General features: G+C 37.2%; 16 protein-coding genes. 13 read left to right on the top strand and 3 right to left on the bottom strand.

Annotation, left to right across the window (positions count from 1 at the left end):
* Positions 1 to 288: 288 nt before the first annotated feature.
* The 5 genes from KKH91_03000 (at position 289) to KKH91_03020 (ending at position 5437) form a co-directional block, all read left to right on the top strand.
* Positions 289 to 1869, top strand: a complete 1581-nt coding sequence (locus KKH91_03000) for a DUF4091 domain-containing protein (protein ID MBU0951781.1) — start codon at positions 289 to 291, stop codon at positions 1867 to 1869.
* Between the two features lie 20 nt (positions 1870 to 1889).
* Positions 1890 to 2759 carry an AAC(3) family N-acetyltransferase gene (locus KKH91_03005; GenBank protein ID MBU0951782.1) on the top strand — a complete coding sequence of 290 codons (870 nt, stop codon included), beginning with the start codon at positions 1890 to 1892 and terminating at the stop codon, positions 2757 to 2759.
* Positions 2760 to 2801: 42 nt separating this feature from the next.
* The gene (locus KKH91_03010; protein MBU0951783.1) at positions 2802 to 3992 is read left to right on the top strand and encodes a carbohydrate kinase family protein; all 1191 of its coding nucleotides are present in this window, start codon (positions 2802 to 2804) and stop codon (positions 3990 to 3992) included.
* 24 nt (positions 3993 to 4016) lie between these two features.
* Positions 4017 to 5066, top strand: coding sequence for an alpha/beta hydrolase family protein (locus tag KKH91_03015; GenBank protein ID MBU0951784.1), 1050 nt, complete (start codon positions 4017 to 4019; stop codon positions 5064 to 5066).
* 119 nt (positions 5067 to 5185) lie between these two features.
* The gene (locus KKH91_03020) at positions 5186 to 5437 is read left to right on the top strand and encodes a hypothetical protein (protein ID MBU0951785.1); all 252 of its coding nucleotides are present in this window, start codon (positions 5186 to 5188) and stop codon (positions 5435 to 5437) included.
* Positions 5438 to 5492: 55 nt separating this feature from the next.
* On the opposite strand, the gene KKH91_03025 is transcribed toward KKH91_03020, so the two are convergent.
* The 3 genes from KKH91_03025 to KKH91_03035 are packed head-to-tail and all read right to left on the bottom strand — an operon-like array spanning position 5493 to position 8692.
* Complete coding sequence (locus KKH91_03025; protein MBU0951786.1) at positions 5493 to 6431, bottom strand: restriction endonuclease; 939 nt, start codon at positions 6429 to 6431, stop codon at positions 5493 to 5495.
* Entirely contained in the window at positions 6418 to 8022 is a 1605-nt protein-coding gene (locus KKH91_03030) for an Eco57I restriction-modification methylase domain-containing protein (GenBank protein ID MBU0951787.1), read from the bottom strand. Before KKH91_03030 ends, KKH91_03025 begins: the two co-directional genes overlap by 14 nt.
* Positions 8023 to 8026: 4 nt before the next feature.
* The gene (locus tag KKH91_03035) at positions 8027 to 8692 is read right to left on the bottom strand and encodes a hypothetical protein (protein ID MBU0951788.1); all 666 of its coding nucleotides are present in this window, start codon (positions 8690 to 8692) and stop codon (positions 8027 to 8029) included.
* A 16-nt stretch (positions 8693 to 8708) separates the two neighbouring features.
* On the opposite strand from KKH91_03035, the gene KKH91_03040 reads away from it, so the two are divergent.
* The 8 genes from KKH91_03040 to KKH91_03075 form a co-directional block, all read left to right on the top strand.
* Positions 8709 to 8984, top strand: coding sequence for a sulfite exporter TauE/SafE family protein (locus KKH91_03040; protein ID MBU0951789.1), 276 nt, complete (start codon positions 8709 to 8711; stop codon positions 8982 to 8984).
* 156 nt (positions 8985 to 9140) lie between these two features.
* On the top strand, positions 9141 to 9518 hold the full coding sequence (locus KKH91_03045; GenBank protein ID MBU0951790.1) for a hypothetical protein: 378 nt from the start codon (positions 9141 to 9143) through the stop codon (positions 9516 to 9518).
* 7 nt (positions 9519 to 9525) lie between these two features.
* A complete protein-coding gene (locus KKH91_03050; protein ID MBU0951791.1) occupies positions 9526 to 10809 on the top strand; it encodes an SLBB domain-containing protein in 1284 nt (427 codons plus the stop codon).
* Between the two features lie 6 nt (positions 10810 to 10815).
* Positions 10816 to 12711, top strand: a complete 1896-nt coding sequence (locus KKH91_03055; protein ID MBU0951792.1) for an AAA family ATPase — start codon at positions 10816 to 10818, stop codon at positions 12709 to 12711.
* 10 nt (positions 12712 to 12721) lie between these two features.
* Positions 12722 to 14116: an O-antigen ligase family protein gene (locus tag KKH91_03060; protein ID MBU0951793.1), complete on the top strand. Its 1395-nt coding sequence runs from the start codon at positions 12722 to 12724 to the stop codon at positions 14114 to 14116.
* Positions 14117 to 14120: 4 nt separating this feature from the next.
* Complete coding sequence (locus KKH91_03065; GenBank protein ID MBU0951794.1) at positions 14121 to 15557, top strand: flippase; 1437 nt, start codon at positions 14121 to 14123, stop codon at positions 15555 to 15557.
* Between the two features lie 50 nt (positions 15558 to 15607).
* Complete coding sequence (locus KKH91_03070) at positions 15608 to 16321, top strand: methionine biosynthesis protein MetW (GenBank protein ID MBU0951795.1); 714 nt, start codon at positions 15608 to 15610, stop codon at positions 16319 to 16321.
* Positions 16318 to 16688: glycosyltransferase family 2 protein (locus KKH91_03075; protein MBU0951796.1), on the top strand; the 371-nt coding region annotated here is incomplete at its 3' end. The genes KKH91_03070 and KKH91_03075, both read left to right, overlap by 4 nt.

The following is a 16688-nucleotide window of genomic DNA, read 5'->3' on the forward strand; positions in this document are numbered from 1 at the left end:
GTTATAGTTAAAGGAAAAACATCGGCAGCGTTGCCCGCTACGCCTAAACTGCCGGATTTAACTATTACCGGCGCTGGGGTTGTTCCGCCAGAGAGGGATGGAAAACTTCGTGTTTGGGCTTTTCCCGAAGTAAGCAAAGTCAAACCGGTAACAGGAAGTCTTGATGAAAGCATAGCCGGCGACTACCGTATGAAAAACTACGTTTGGGACGGTAAAAATATCAGGCTTTTCGGCGCGAGAGCGGAAATAATCGCTTTCCAACTGGCTATAGAAAAAGTTGCCTCGGATTTGCATAATGTAAAAGTAGCTTTTTCTGATTTAAAAAATTCAAAAGGAGATAAAATTTCATCCGGCAAAATAAATACTTTTTTGGTTTGGTATGTTAATGCGGAAGGCTGGCAGGAAGAATACGCTATACCGCTAAAGGAAACTGAAAATTTTTCTGTTCCAAACCTAAAAAACAATATTCCCGGGCAAACTAATCAAGTGGTATATGTTGATCTATTTATTCCAAAGAATACAAAGGCTGGAAAATATCTTGGTAAAGTAACCATATCAGCAGATGGAGTAAATGCTTTTGATTTGCCAATTGAATTAACAGTTTATGATGTTGTTATACCTGACGAGCTTAATTTTAATCCGGAATTAAACTGTTACTCTGACCTGAACGCAGTAGGGAGTGAGAAATTTTTGGACAGTCACCGGTTGGCGCATGCTCATCGTTGCACATTAAACCGTGTGCCCTATGCTCATGCAGACAGTAGGGTTTCCAGCGGTTTTTCTCCCAGGATTGATGGACAGGGTAAAGAAACACACATAGTCTATTGGGATGATTACGATAAAAATATCGGTCCCTTGCTTGATGGCTCAGCTTTTGTAGATTGTCCTCGGTCCGGGGTTCCGGTGAAAACTATTTATCTACCTTTGTTTGAGGGTTGGCCAACACCAATGACACAGGAGGTTTATCAGTATAAAGGTACTTGGGAAGGGGAAAATTGTATAACGGAACACGCCATGAGTGCTGGGCCAGTAGAACAGTTATTTACTCAAGGTTACAAGGATGCGTTTATTAATGTAACAGGTGATTTCGTTAAGCATGTTGAGGAAAAAGGTTGGACCAAGCCATCATTTCAATTCTATTTGAATAATAAGTATTTCTATAAAACGAAAAATGAGGGAGGGACTTCCTGGTGGCTTTTAGATGAACCGCTTAATTGTGACGACTGGTTAGCATTGGCGTTTTTTGGCAGATTATTCAAACAGGGCATACATAGCGCAAAAACCGCCAACTTTGCTTTCAGGGCAGATATTTCTCGTCCTGGATGGCAGAGAGATTGGTTGAACAACTTGTTAGATGTAATGTATGTAGGCGGAGTCTTTTTTCAGAAAGCTCACCGTTGCAGAATAATGGCAGAAGAGGGCAATATGATTTTGTATTCCTATGGTTCCTGCAATAATATTAATGAATCAAACCTTAACACTGAAAATTGGTGTGTAGCCTCATATCTTAATGGAGCCGATGGAGTACTCCCCTGGCAAAGCTTGGGGAGAGATTCTGCATTTAAGGAACCTGAACAGACATCACTGATTGTTGATGGTTCAACAAGATTTGGCTATCCGGTAATTGCTTCGCTTAGAGTTAAAGCATTGAGACGCGGCGCCCAGGATGTGGAATATTTGATACTTCTTTCAAAAAAATATAACCTCAATCGCGAGCAATTAAGATATCTAGTATCAAGTAAAATATCTATTGAAGTTAAGTCTGAACAAAAAGATGTAGATGGCGCAGAAGCTGCTACTTTTGGGGGCCTGACTTCTCAGAAATTTTCAGAGTTAAGAGAAAGTATAGCCAAACTGCTGGTTCAGTAAAAAAATAATTAGGATTAAACTTGAGTACAGGAATAGCTAAAAAAGAAATCAAAGCCGGTTTAGTAGAACTAGGGACAAAAGAAGGCGATGTTTTGCTCGTCCATTCTTCTCTATCAAGTTTTGGTAAAGTGGATGGAGGGGCGGATACAGTTATTGACGCTCTTTTGGAAGTTATAACTGAAAGTGGAACATTGTGTATGCCCACAAATACATATTCTTTTGCAAAAGAACATGTAGAAGGGCATCTAAATCCTCCTTATCATCCATTAAGGACCGCCTCAAAAATTGGCGTAATGCCTGAGTTTTTCAGATTCAGGCCTGGTGCAAAAAGAAGTTTGCATCCCACTCATTCTGTTTGTGTTTTAGGAAAAGACCTGGATCAAATTCTAAAAAACAACAAACCTACAGATAGTCCATTCGGGTTAAATAGCCCGTTTAAAAAAATGTTTGATTTAGACGCAAAAGTATTGTTTTTGGGATGCGGATTAAAAGCAAATTCAACCGTGCATGCTGTTGAAGATTGGGCTGGTGTTCCGGTTAGCGAAGCAGAAGAAGCGCTTCTGGTGGACGAAGCTAATCATACGGCAAAAGTGACCGTCCCCTCTATACCTATTGGAGACAGGGATTTTTACCACACGGAATCAAACTTGAATAAAAAATTAGTTGAATCCGGATTGATGAGAGGTATTCAAATAGGTCAAGCCCTGGTTCAAATGATGAAAATGAGAGATATTGTAAAGGTAATGTTGACATTCCTAAAAATAGACCCCGCTATTGTCCTTTGTGATAGGCCTAACTGTGAGTTTTGTTCAGGCCGTAAGAAATTAGTTCTTCAAGAAAAAGAAAAAATATTGAAAAATATGGATTCTTTTGGTTTTATAAAAAGTTAAAAAGAAACCAAAAGCAGATGTAACTATAGAAATAACTATACTATGGAAGTAATTGTTGCAGGGCATATATGCCTTGATATAACACCAAAATTCAGTAAAAACATTTTAGGTAAGAACCTGAGCAATATTTTTGTTCCTGGAGTACTTATGAATGTTAATGAAGCAGCTGTATCTACAGGTGGAACAGTATCGAATACAGGGCTTGTTTTAGCTAAATTAGGAATAAACGTTTCCCTGATGGGCAAAGTTGGTGATGATTTATTTGGAGAAGGTATTATTAATATTTTGGGTAAATATGGCAATATAAGCAATATGAGTAAGGTGAAAGGGAAAAACACTTCTTACACCATTGTTCTAGCAGTCCCTGGTAACGACCGTATGTTTCTGCATTATCCGGGAACAAATGATACTTTTGGCTATAAAGACATAGACTATAAAACGGTAAAAAGAGCAAAGTTATTTCATTTTGGCTATCCGACCCAGATGAAACGGCTTTATTCTAATAATGGTTTAGAGTTAATAAAAATATTTAAAAAGGTAAAATCTTTAGGTGTTATTACTTCTTTAGATATGGCATTACCTGATTCAGACAGTGAGTCAGGTAAAGTTAACTGGTCAAATATCCTTAGGAAACTTATGCCTTTTGTGGATATATTTTTACCAAGTTTTGAAGAAATATGTTTTATGTTAAATCCCGGCAGATACAGAGCGCTGAAAAAAATTGCCGGTAAAAACAGCATAGATGGTTATTTCACTGCTGACGATTTAAGTGAAATAGCTTCTACTCTCCTAAAATATGGCGGCAAAATAATAGTGTTGAAATGTTCGCGTCGCGGCATATATGCGAGGACAGCGCAAGAAAAACTTCTTAAAAAAACGGGAGAAGTAAAAACCGCGAATATGTCAAATTGGTCGGGCCGGGAGCTCTGGTTGCCAAGTTATTATGCTGGGAAAATAGCAAGCGCAACAGGTTCCGGGGATTCGGCAATAGCAGGATTTTTAGCCGCGTTTTTGAAAGGCATGAGTATAGAAGAATCATTAAAGTGCGCAAATGGAGCCGGTTTACAGAATCTTCGCGCTTTTGACGCTGTTAGCGGAATTACTGATTGGAACGAAGTTGTGAAAATAATTAAGAACAAAAAAGTAAAAATGAATTGTTTTAAATTAACTGCCCCCGGATGGAAATGGGCTGGCGAAGCAAAAAATTGGATAGGTCCAAATGATAAAAATTAAAGCTGCTGTCAGGAGGAATGCCCTATGAAAGAAATTAATACCAAGTATTCTATGGTTCAGTATTTTATTGAAAGAGAAAAAGAGATAAAGCCAGGCCTGGCTTTTAATGGTTCTACTAAAGATGATTTTCAAAAATGGCATAATAAACTAAAGAATAAACTAATAGAACTTTTAGGCGAATTTCCAAAACAAGTTCCATTAAATTCTAAAGTAATTGCCAGGGCTGATTGCGGAGATCATTGGCGCGAGAAAATTGTAATTGACACAGAAGAACATTTTTCGGTTCCCGCGTGGTTACTTTTACCAAAAGATTTAAAACCTAATGAAAAAAGGCCTGTATTATTAGGTTTGCATGGGCATAGGGATGGCGGAAAAGACCACCCCGCAGGAGTTTCTATCAGTTATTCTGATAGACTGGCAGGCATTAGTAAACCCAGCGTTGGACAGGAATTAGTCAAAGAGGGTTACATTGTGTTCTGCCCTGATTCAAGAGGTTTTGGAGAATTATCGGAAGGCGAAGAGGGGAACCCGTATCCTGGCAAGGACAAATGCGACGCGCATTTCATAAGAGGGTTAATTTTAGGTATAAACCTGATTACGCTTAATATCTGGGATTTGATTAAATCAATAGATTATCTTGAAACTCGTCCTGAAGTCGCTTCTGACAGAATTGGATCTTTTGGACTTTCGTGGGGAGGCACTAGGTCAACATATATTTCTGCTATTGACGATAGGATTAAAGCAACAGTTGTTTCCGGCTATTCAACAACTACGAAACATTATGCTATAGACACAGCAAATTTTTGCGGTTCACAATTTGTTCCCCAGATGTACTGCTATGCGGATGTAGGGGATATTATTGGGCTTAGTGCGCCGAAACCGTTGCTTTTGCAGACAGGTATAGACGAAGAATGTTTTTCGGTTGAATCCGGAATAAAATGTCACGAGCATGTGAAAAAAATATATTCTGCCGCAGGTGAGCCAGCTAAGGTTAGAACAGATTTGTTCTGCGGAGGGCACCAGTACGACATTCCGGAAATAATAAAATTTTTTAAGGAATATTTACTAATTTAAATTGCTTAAGGCAAAATATTATTTTTTAGACTCAGAGCCTTCCCCCATTTGATAGACAGGTAGAAAAGTTTATATTTTGCAGTAGACTCAGTTTGGAGTTTATAAAAGGATATATATAAATGCGTAAATCAGTAGGGACAAGTATATTTTTATCAGGCGTAATGTTGATTTTATTTTCAACTTTTATTGTAGCGAGGAATATACCTAACTCACAACTGCTTATTACAAGTTCCATTTGGACAGTATTTCTTGTACTTATGACTTTTATGATTTATCGGACCGGTAAAGTGTCTAAGTATCGTTCAGTATTTTTTGTTATCTATGCTTTCTGTTTTGTGCTTGTTTTTATTTCACATTTAATATCCAAATAAAAAACAATCCGGAAAACAATAATCAGAATTCCGGATTTCCTCTTAAATAATAATTTTACTGATTATATACAGAAAAAAACTTGTCTCCGTTAAAATGTATCATATGGTCAGGATTAGCTGCTATCCAAACCTCAGTTTCCCACGCAATATTGTCAATATGTCTCTTGAATTCATGAAAATCTGCAAAAACGCTTATATATATTCTTGAAGCTTTACAGTTTTTCAATGTATTTTCAAGCTCTATTTGCCTTTTCGGTGAAATCGGTCCATGAGAAGTCACTACTTCTATAAGAATGATTTGTTGTTTTACTTTGTTATAAAAAACAAAATCCGGTAATTTATCGTGTTTTGTTATAGGTATGCCCAATTTATTCAAGTCATCCTTTTTATTTACTAATGTCTTCTTTGCAGTATCTCCAAAATAAAGCAATTCTGCCTTAGGAAAGAACCGCGGTTTCAATTCTTTAACTACTTTAATCTGTAATTCATTATGTTTCCCTGGCGAGAGTTCTATACTGTCCGATCCATCAATTTTTAAGGTCAAAAATTTATCTTTCCGTATCTTCTCATATTTATCAATTAATTTCCCCTTTTTTGATATAAATGATTTTAAAGTATCTTCCCATTTTGAAGTACCATATTTCTTTATTACATTGAGAGTTTCTTCTGTAATCTCATAAACTGTTGCAGGGCTGTTTGTTGACCTTGAAGGGTCATCAGAATTTTTTGATACAATTCCTGCTTGCTCAAATTGATGCAAGGTTTGTCTTCGTATGGTTTCTCTTGTATTCTCAGCATATTTCTTGTTGTAATTTTTCTTTATAAAAATAAGAATGTCATGAATTCCAATTATTCGTTTTTGAGACTTTTCCCAGCTGTTATTTTTCTTCAAATCCAGAAGCGAAAGCAAAGTTAAAGAACACCTTTCGTTCTGTTGTTGTCTTGGCAACCCAAGTCCTTTTAATATTTCAATACCTTGTTCAATTTTTCCCATTTTTGGCATAAATCTCCTTTATTTCATACAAAATTGAATCGTCAATATCTAAAATATTTACAACAATTTTGTCCAATTCAATCCCAATTGCTGGTTTCATTTTCTGTACTATTTTGCCTATTTTAGTAATACCTTCTATATATGGCAGAGGGATATTGTTTATATCAACAGCATTTACCTGCGTATTACCATTTAACATCCTGAAAAATATATCTACAATTGATGTATTCAATAGTGCTGCTATTCCATATGCTTCATCAATTGAAAGTGTCCCCTTATATTTATAAATATAATTGAGATGATTTTCAATACCTATCTTGGGATTATCAAAATTGCTCTTTAGAAAAACTCCTGCGTACAAACGTCTGTTTTGTTCTTTTGAACTGAATCTCTTTACTAATACAAAATTATTTACTGATAACAGCAATGGCTGTGTTTCTTCTGAAACATTTATCGCAAGTTCTTTACCATTCTTTTTTATAGGCCAGATAACATCCATGCCTTTAATGTTATGCATCCATAGCAATGGAGCGGTTGTTTTGTTATTCCTGAACTTAGGAGAAAGATGATTTTTAGCTCTAAATGAGACCACTGGGCCTGTTGATACTTTAAAACCAAAACTATTTATTGAATATTTCCAGTTATTGATTATATGCTGCACTTTTATTTCTGTATGTGATGTTGGTATTTTTATAAAGACGTCATTTGTTTTATCATGTAACATATCCTTGTATTCAACTTTCAATTTATTGACATTATTTAATTGCCCGTTTTTGCAGTTTGTTATGATTACAGGTTGGTTTTTGTTGTAACTTGTTTTTTGTATGAATTTTACAATAATGTTCTCCTGCAAAACTTCTTCAAAAATCTCATCTCTTGATTCAAAAAGATGTATTCTGTCTATTTTGCTGTTTTTCAATAGCCAGGCCCTGAATCGTTTAAAATAAAGACCTGAACAAAAACTTCTAGGAGTTATGAAAACCATCTGACCGTCAGATGATAACATTTTCAAGGATACGGCCATAAAAAAAGCATAAATATTAGGTTGGCCAGATAAAATATCTTCCATTATTTTTGACTGAGGAGAGTTCTTGTTAAGTTTGAAATAAGGCGGGTTCGATATTATAATATCATAGTAATTTTGATTTTTTGTAAATAACGAATTATTAAGATAATCAGCGTTATTGAGTATAAAATCCTTCTCTATAATATTAAAACAGAATTTACTTCCCTTTTCTTCAAAAGTTTGTTTACACTTTTCAAGCGTGGTTTTTAAATAAGGCTTAAGCTCTGAATCTGTTTCATAAGCATCTAAAGTAATTGTAAATGTCCTATCATAACTGAGTAGTTTTTCACAGAAAGCGGCACTAAGCATACCAGTACCAGCACCTGGGTCAAGAATACTAAAGGATTGCTTTTTAATATCAAACATATCGGCCATGAAAAAAGCAATTTGCGAAGGAGTAAAGAACTGCGCTTTTTGTTTTCTATAGGCAATATTTTGGTTATTATAATAAGTATTAGTCTGATGTTCGGCATATCCAATAAGAGAATGATTGGATAATTCGGGTTTTTTCAGTACTGTGTTCATTTTATTAATTTTTGAAGTTTTTTATTATGGCTATAACTTTACCATTAATTGTAAAATTGTCATCGGGGTGCAGGTAAATTGGTTCGTAATCAAAAGATGAATCTGATTTTAAAATAATTTGTCCATTCGCCCGGTCATCGATATAACGTTTAATGGTTGCTCTATTATCTAAAATGGTTAAGATAATATCATTATTATTAACATTTTTATCTTGGTTGTCAATGATTACATAGTCACCGTCTTCAATTTGCCTTCCACCTATTTCAGCCCTGTTCATAGAAGAACCATCTGTTTTGATGGCGTAAAGCCCATTCGGCTTTGAACGCCCTATTAATTTGCTTGATACTTTTAAAAATCCTTGAAAGTTATATTCAGCATAAATTGTTGCTGGTCCGCAGTTTGCAGTGCCTATAACAGGAATTGAAAAGAGCCTAGATGCCTTATCAAGTAGTCCATTTGCCCAACCGGGAATACCTGTATTACGGTCCATTAACCCTTTGATACGGTCTATTTTTAAAAACCCTTTTTTTTGTAATTGTTGAAGATGGTGTTTTATTTTTTGGGGAGATTCGTTATGTAGCCCGATATAACTGGCCATTTCTCGTAAACTAAGTTGAGCAAGATTTCTCTTTTTTGATAGCTCAAGCAGTTTTTCTTGAATTGAATGCATATAATAATTATAACAAATGGTATTTTATCTGTCAAGTATATATTATAAGTCCTTAATACTTGACAAGTATGTACCTTTAACCTATATAGCCGCTATGTCAAAAAATGTTTTTGAAGGTTTTATTTCTAGTTTTGTTTTTGGAATCGGAACATTGCTTTCACCAATTATTCCTATCGGCGCATTATCCGGGCTAATCAGCCAACAGGCAAAAGGGTCATCCGCGGTTTTCAAAGCGGTCCGCATAATCAGCGGACTGATCCTCTTATTATTCGGATTTCAACTGATAATATAATTTAGAAAATAACACTATGCCAGCTCAAACACAAATTATTGACGCAACAAAAAGCGATCAAAAGCGATCACACCCTGTTAAGAAATCACCTTGACAAATTCAAATTTTTGGGCTACAATAAGTGCTTAGAAGGGGCACAGTGAAATTATGGGATTTATGGATTTTTTGCTAAAGGATTATATAACTTTACTTGCAGGTGTACTCCTCATCGGTGGGGTTATCCTGCTTTTTCTTGTATTAAACAATTTACTGAAAGGCTCTAGTACAGTTCCAAAGGATTTGCAGGACAACGATGACGAAGACACAGAAGCGCACGATTTATCTCAGCATGAGAGCGATATTTCGTTACTTGAAGCTCACCTAAACTCAATTTCTGGAGATATATCTGAAATAAAAAAAAGCCTTGAGAAACCGGCCAAGCAGGATAAACAGGAGCCAAGCGCAGATATTGAATTGTTAAAGGATCAGCTAACCAAACTTAATGTGAAACTGGACGCAATTTACCAGGTCCTTTCAGCATTAGGCAAGGACTAACTGTAAAATGAATAAAAAACCAGCCATTTTGTTATGCGCTGTTTTCGTCCTGATAAGTTCCTCCCCATTCGCCCAACAAAAAACAGCTGTCCTTACCGAAAAAAACCTAAAAAATGATATTTCCTATTACCAGAAAACTGCTGCGCAGAAGAATTTAAATCCAAGTGACAGATATTACGTTTTACAGAAGATCCTTAAAAAATACCGCAACAGCAAGGTTAACCTCGCTGTCCTGGATGCAGAAATAAATAAAGTAAAACCAAAAGAGGCGCCCGCAAAACCCATTACCAAGCCAGTTGTTCCCGTGGTTTCTTCGCCGATACCTTCGGTACCGACAGTGCCGGCTATCCCCGCTGTTCCAGCGCCAAAACCAGCTGCAGTAAAACCGAAAATAGAACAGGTCAAGCCAAAAACAGAAAACAAACCAAAAACTGAACAGGTAGATAACGATTTATCGAATTACAAGATCGAAACAGGCGATGTTTTAAGCATTTCAGTCCGGCCTGCAAAAGAACTTTCTCAGGAATCGGCTGTTAAACCCGATGGCACTATTTCTATGCCTTTGATTGGCAACATAAGCGCTCAAGGCGCAACAATAGAAGAATTAACTCAATTCATTGAAAAAGGATTATCGGTATATGTAACGAGCCCAAAAGTTTCTATCGGAATGAAATCATTTAACCGCAGGCAGGTTTTTATTATGGGAGAAGTAAACCGGCCGGGTTCAATCGAGTATAGAAGCCAGTTGAGGCTTTATGATTCAATCACGATCGCGGGCGGTTTAACCAAGAACGCAGGAATAAAAAACATTAAGGTACATAGGGGCGAGGCCCAAAACAGAAAAACACTCGACATGGATTTAGAAAGTATTTTAAAAACAGGCGATTTTTCCAAAGATTTTATACTTGAACCCGGGGATATCGTTGAAATACCCAAAGAGCCAAAGAAAATTTCCATAATAGGTGAAGTCCGGTCACCTGGAAGTTATGATTGGCGCGCTAACCTTACAGTTCTTGATGTTGTATCAACTGCCGGCGGGCCTACGGATGTGGCGAAATTGAACGCAGTGAAGATCTTCAGAGGCCAGGAAGCCGCAAGAGAAACCATTGAAATTGATTTAAAAAGTATAATTAAAGGCAAAACACAGCTGGATATTAAAGTTGAACCTGGGGATATAGTTTATATACCTATAAAAGGCTATGTTTCTAATCAGTGGCTTCTACCCGTAGTTATGCCCTGGCTGACCCTTGTTGCTATGGTGCTCGTTATTGCCAGTTATATGGGCAGGTAAAACAAAATGGCGCAATATGAATTAAGTTTGTACGATTATTGGCGGATAATAAGGCGAAGAAAGTTTATTATTTTCTTCACTTTTACTGCGGTAATGATATCCACCTGGATTTTTACAAATATGCAGACCCAGGTATTCCAGGCTACGGCTGTGGTAAAAGTAGAACCCACCCTTATCGTACCGGGTATTACCACGGAAGCTGCCGGTTGGGATACTATTACTGCAATAAATACTGAGGTTAAAATTATAAAAAGCACCCTGGTAGCCGAAAGAACCGCCAGAAAGCTTTTCCTCCTGACCGAAAAAACACTTCCAGAAAAAAAACAGCAAATTGTTGACTCAATACAAGGTAAAGTAGATGCTGACAAAATTGCCGATTCAAACCTTATAAGAATTACCTGTAATTCTTCCGATCCGGGCGAAACTGCGAAATTTGCTAATGCCACAGCAGAAGTCTATATTGAAAAAGGCGTTGAAGACAGAAGCCGCAGGGCGCGGGAACTGCGTGAATTCATTGAAAAACAAATGAATGAAGCTGAAGCAAAACTGAAGGAATCCGAGGATAAAGTTAAACATTTTTCCGAGAAAAACAGAACCTCAGGTGCAGGAAACGCGCTTTCGTCAAAGCTCATTGATTTACAAACAAAAAAGACAGACTTGCTTAAGAATTACACAGAACAACATCCTGATGTTATTGAGATTAACAGGCAGATAAAAATAATTGGAGAACAACTGCAGCAGCTGCCCAAAGAAGAGCTTGACTACGCCCGCCTTGTAAGGAACCTTAAATTAAATGAAGACCTTTATACAATGCTGGCAAAAAGATTTAAAGAATCTCAGATATCGGAAGCAGACAGGGACCAGAGCGCGTTTATCGTAACTCCGGCTGTTGAACCCGCTGCGCCAATAAAGCCTAACAGAATGACAAATTTTTCAGTCGGTACTTTGATTGGACTATTCCTTGGTTTTATTTTCTCGCTTGTTATTGAGCACCTGGATACTTCAATCGGGACCATTGAAGATGTTGAAACCTATATGCAAATTCCCGTTATCGGTATAATCCCGCATATTGAAAGTTCATTCGAGAAAAAATTCGGGCTGGATTTTGGTATGTTTAAAAAAGAACGCAGTATTGCTGATTTAAGGGCCAAAATGATTGCATATCATTCAAGCAAATCCCCTTTTGTCGAATCCTATCATACGCTTCGTACAAATATTAAATTTGCAAAAGAAGGCCTGGTTGGGCTGGGCAGCACAATTCTTTTCACTTCTGCCGGCATCATGGAAGGGAAAACCCAAACAGCTGTTAATTTTGCTTTAGCCGCGGCCCAAACGGGAATAAAAACACTCTACATGGAACTGGATTTAAGGCGCCCATCCGTGCATAAAATATTCGGTATCCAAAGGGTCCCGGGTTTTACCGATTATGTGCTCGGCAAGAAACGCCTCCATGAAGTTATAAGGGGAACAACTGATTTTCTTCTGGGTGAATTGGCGCTTGAAAAATTGCTTCACATGCCCGGTTTAGAAAATTTCAAAATCCTCCCCTGCGGAACTATTCATCCGAATCCTGTAGGCCTTTTGAATTCACATTTTGTTGCCGATATATTTGAGGAATTGAAAAGGCAATTTGAATTGATAATTATTGATTGCCCGCCTGTGTTGCTTTTTGCTGATACACTGGTTATCTCTAAATATGCGGATTCGGCTGTTCTTGTTTATAGAGTAGGAAGAATTGCCCGAGGCGCGCTTAAAAGGGCGAAAGATCAGTTAGTAACTGTAAAGACAAAGGTAATTGGCGTTGTATTGAATGATATTAAATCATCTGAAATGGAACCGCGCCATGGCTATTATTATGCATACAAATATTACAGCAAGGAAGATAAGCAGCCTGCCAAATAACTAAATAAAAATGCTCAAGCCAGCTTACATTCTGTTTATTTTGGGCATATTTATCCTTTCGATTGCCGCCGGAAAATTTAGCTCTTCTACAGATTTCCTTATTTCCCTGATTGCCATAGCGGGCATTATTTTTACAATGATTTCATTTCGCCGCCCCGAGCACGGGCTTATTATACTTATTTTTGCTATGTTGCTTTCGCCGGAAATTATTCTTGCCAGGTTCCCCGGCAGAGCGGTAGTAGTTCGGCTTGATGATTACCTGCTTTTTATCCTGTTTATAACCTGGCTTGCTTATATGTCAGTGAAAAGGGAAACAGGCGTGTTCCAGAAAACGCCCTTAAATTTTCCTATCACAGTTTACATAATTATTTGTATAGTTTTCACCGGAAGAGCTATGGTGCTTGGTTTTGTGAACCCGGCAAAATCTTCATTCTATGTTATTAAATATATTGAGTATTTTGCCCTCTATGCAATGGTTGTGAATATAGTCAAAGATCATAGATTTTTAAAACAGATACTTATTTCCGCCCTGGTAACGTATCTCATAGTTAATGTTTACGCTTATGTTCTGGTTGCCAAAGGCGTGCCAAGAATCTACGCCCCTTTTGACTATGATGTAGCATTTAAATCGGGGGAATCCGCGGCTTTAGGCGGTTATTTATTGGTGATAATGCCTGTCATTCTTGCTTTATTTTGCTATGGGCCATCAACAAAGTTTTCTTACACTATGCTCGGATTCTTTCTTTTTTCTTTAATCCCGTTTGCTTATACTTTATCCAGAGCTTCATTTTTAGCTTTTGTTCCTATGTATCTGGTTATTATTGCTTTAGCAACCAAAAGGAGGCTGCCTCTTATCCTGATGATTCTTGTGGGGCTGATTTTCGCGCCAATATTTTTCCCAAAAACAACAAAAGATGTTACAAACAGAATAACTGAAACCTTTCAAGGGGCTGATATGGAATCAAAATCTGTTGTGGGAGTGCGGATAAAAGAAACCTCCGCGCTTTTAAGGCTGCAGAACTGGAACAAAGCTCTGACTGACTGGGCTGTTAAACAGCCGTTTTTCGGTTTTGGAATTACAGGGGTGGGGCTTGTGGATGCTCAATATCCGTTAATAATAGGGGAATTGGGTTTTATTGGTTTGGGTGTTTTTTTGTGGTTGTTGTACAGCGTGCTGGTTAATGCAATCCGCATTTATAATTCCATGGATTATTGGCTGGCAAAAGCCCTGGCTTTGGGTTTGATAGCGGCTGAGGTTGCTCTATTGTTTCAATCAATAGCTGTGAACACTTTCATAACAGTACGAATAGCCGAGCCGTTTTGGCTGTTAGTTGCCATTGTAATGGTTTTACCCGGGCTATATCCTTCAAAAAAAGTTCCAAAGGCCTCCCTGGTAGGAATTTAACAAAATGAATCAGGAAACTAATAAAAGAATATTTAAAAACATGCTCTACCTGAATTCTTCCGCAGTGCTAGCGAAAATTCTTGGATTTGCCACATCTATAATACTTGCGAGAAAACTTGGCGAAACTCAGTTCGGGCAGTATATATTTATCTTTTCCTTTATAAGTTATTTTATGTTGCTTAATGATTTGGGTTTAAATATACTGACTGCGAGAGATGTAGCCCGCAACCATAACGATGCACTCAAATATTTGAATGAAATCAGCGGTTTCAAGCTTATTCTTGTTTTTATTTCATTTTGCCTTTTTATTTGCCTGATTTTTGTTCTGCCTTACTCAAATATTTTAAGAATAGCCCTTATTTTCGGTTTCTTATACGTTGGGATAAAATCATTTGGTATTTTTTTTGGTTCTTTTTTATCTGCTTTTGAAAGACTGGATATTAATGCGGTTCTAGATTTTATATTTACCCTTTTAGTTTTGATTTTTATTTTAATAATCTCACAACTAAAAATGCTTAATCTCGTAAATGTAATGGCCGTTTATACTTTGGCTATATTTATATGGGCGGCTGCAACCTTGATAGTTTTGTTCAATAAATTTATTCCCTTCAAAATATTTTTCCGGCCTAATTTTTCTTTTGTCAAACAAAGCTATGTATTTGCCCTGGGAAGTATTGCCGGCACTATTATGCTTCAAACGGATACTGTGATATTGAAGTTTATGAGCGGTGATGCCGCGACAGGGTATTATGGGATAGGTTTGACGTTTGTTGTCGGATTGATGTTTCTCGGTTTAAGTTTCTGCTCCGCAATGTACCCTGTTTTTAGCAGACTATTCAAAGAAGCAAAAGAAGAGATTAGAAGCTATTTTGAGAAGTCAATAGAAACTTTATTTAAAATTACCATGCCGTTTGCGGTAGGAGGCAGTATTCTTGCCGGTAAAATAATTTTATTGTTTTACGGGGTTAATTACCTGCCGGCAAAAACAAGCTTTGAAATTCTTATGCTGGCCAGCCTGTTTCTGGCCCTGGGTAATTTTATGGCGGCATTTCTCCAAGCGGTAAACCAGCAAAAAAATGTCGTAAAAATAAATGTTATCGGCATTGCGGTCAACCTTGTCCTAAGCGGAGTATTGATATATTACTTCAGTTATGCCGGCGCGGCCATAGCCAGGGCCGGCACTTTTATTTACCTGGTTGTTTTATATTGGTTTGTTATCCGCAAAGAATTGCAGGGTGTCAAAATACTGCCTCATTTATTGAAACCGTTAATTGCGGGTTTTGTTATGGCTGTTGCGCTTTTTGTTTTATATAAATTAAATGTTATTGTCCTGCTTTTTATCGGGATTACCGTTTATATCACCGTACTTGTGGCAATAAAAGGGTTTAGTAAGGAAGAATTTAGTTTTGTTAAATCATGTTTTAAGAAACAGTGTATTTAATTACCCCATGCCTTTCCTAGCAGGCAGAATGGGGTATTAAAGAGGTAGAAATGCGATTAATTCCAAGAACAGTTATTTCAGTTGTAAAAAGTACATTCAGAATGATTTTTGCGGATCCGAAAATTACTTTAGACAGCATGAACTATGATGATTATTATGAAACCAGAAAAGACCCGGAAAATATTTCCGGCGGAATACCTAAAAGATATTCATTTTTTGAGAAGCTTGTAAATAGCGGTTCTACAGTCCTTGATATAGGATGCGGCAATGGAAACCTGTTGGAATATATAGAGGAAAAGAAAAATACATCCAGTTATGGTTATGATATTGCTCAAACCAGTGTTAAAAGGGCGCAGGCAAAAGGGGTAAACGCAAAAGTAGCTGATATAACGGATAAAAATTTCAAGGTTGAAGGTGTTTACGACTATATTATTCTTTCTGAAACCATAGAGCATATAGCCCAGCCCGAGGTTTTGCTGAAAAAAATAGCGGATAGTTTTAAAAAAGAAATATTGATATCAATTCCCAATGTTGCCTATTTTGCTTACCGGCTGCGCCTGTTGCTGGGAAAGTTCCCTGTCCAGTGGGTGCTTCATCCCGCTGAACATCTCAGATTCTGGAGTATTCCTGATTTTATCAGATGGGCCGGTGAAATGGGCTATAAAGTAAAAAAATATTATGTATGCGAAGGTTTTCCATATTTGGAAAAAGTTGCCCCTAATCTATTCGGCAGTTCTATCCTTTATGCGCTGGTAAAAAAATGAACGGAAAAACGCCGGATTTAACTATTTGTATTGTGACTTTTAACACAAAAGAAATGCTCTCTGACTGTATTGACTCAATTTACAAGGCGGCTCCGAAAGCAAAATACGATATTGTTGTTGTTGATAATAATTCACAAGACAACACGGTAAGTTTTTTAAAGCAGAATTATCCAAATGTCAGGCTTATTGAAAATGATAAAAATACTGGGTTTGCCTATGCTAACAATCAGGCTATAAAGGCAGCTGAGAGCAAATATTGCCTTTTATTGAATTCCGATACAGTTGTAGGCCCCAATTCGATAGACGAATTACTGTGTTTTATGGAGTCACATCCGGACACCGCGGTTGCGGCGCCCAAACTGTTGAA

It is taken from the genome of Elusimicrobiota bacterium, from assembly GCA_018816525.1.
Taxonomy (GTDB): Bacteria; Elusimicrobiota; Endomicrobiia; order CG1-02-37-114; family XYA2-FULL-39-19; genus OXYB2-FULL-48-7.

What these genes read in the sequence shown, in the direction of transcription:
- KKH91_03035 (MBU0951788.1), bottom strand. Translation starts at nt 8,692, where the DNA reads ATGCATTCAATTCAAGAAAAACTGCTTGAGCTATCAAAAAAGAGAAAT.
- KKH91_03015 (MBU0951784.1), top strand. Translation starts at nt 4,017, where the DNA reads ATGAAAGAAATTAATACCAAGTATTCTATGGTTCAGTATTTTATTGAA.
- KKH91_03025 (MBU0951786.1), bottom strand. Translation starts at nt 6,431, where the DNA reads ATGGGAAAAATTGAACAAGGTATTGAAATATTAAAAGGACTTGGGTTG.
- KKH91_03070 (MBU0951795.1), top strand. Translation starts at nt 15,608, where the DNA reads ATGCGATTAATTCCAAGAACAGTTATTTCAGTTGTAAAAAGTACATTC.
- KKH91_03065 (MBU0951794.1), top strand. Translation starts at nt 14,121, where the DNA reads ATGAATCAGGAAACTAATAAAAGAATATTTAAAAACATGCTCTACCTG.
- KKH91_03010 (MBU0951783.1), top strand. Translation starts at nt 2,802, where the DNA reads ATGGAAGTAATTGTTGCAGGGCATATATGCCTTGATATAACACCAAAA.
- KKH91_03020 (MBU0951785.1), top strand. Translation starts at nt 5,186, where the DNA reads ATGCGTAAATCAGTAGGGACAAGTATATTTTTATCAGGCGTAATGTTG.
- KKH91_03045 (MBU0951790.1), top strand. Translation starts at nt 9,141, where the DNA reads ATGGATTTTTTGCTAAAGGATTATATAACTTTACTTGCAGGTGTACTC.
- KKH91_03030 (MBU0951787.1), bottom strand. Translation starts at nt 8,022, where the DNA reads ATGAACACAGTACTGAAAAAACCCGAATTATCCAATCATTCTCTTATT.
- KKH91_03050 (MBU0951791.1), top strand. Translation starts at nt 9,526, where the DNA reads ATGAATAAAAAACCAGCCATTTTGTTATGCGCTGTTTTCGTCCTGATA.
- KKH91_03040 (MBU0951789.1), top strand. Translation starts at nt 8,709, where the DNA reads ATGGTATTTTATCTGTCAAGTATATATTATAAGTCCTTAATACTTGAC.
- KKH91_03060 (MBU0951793.1), top strand. Translation starts at nt 12,722, where the DNA reads ATGCTCAAGCCAGCTTACATTCTGTTTATTTTGGGCATATTTATCCTT.
- KKH91_03055 (MBU0951792.1), top strand. Translation starts at nt 10,816, where the DNA reads ATGGCGCAATATGAATTAAGTTTGTACGATTATTGGCGGATAATAAGG.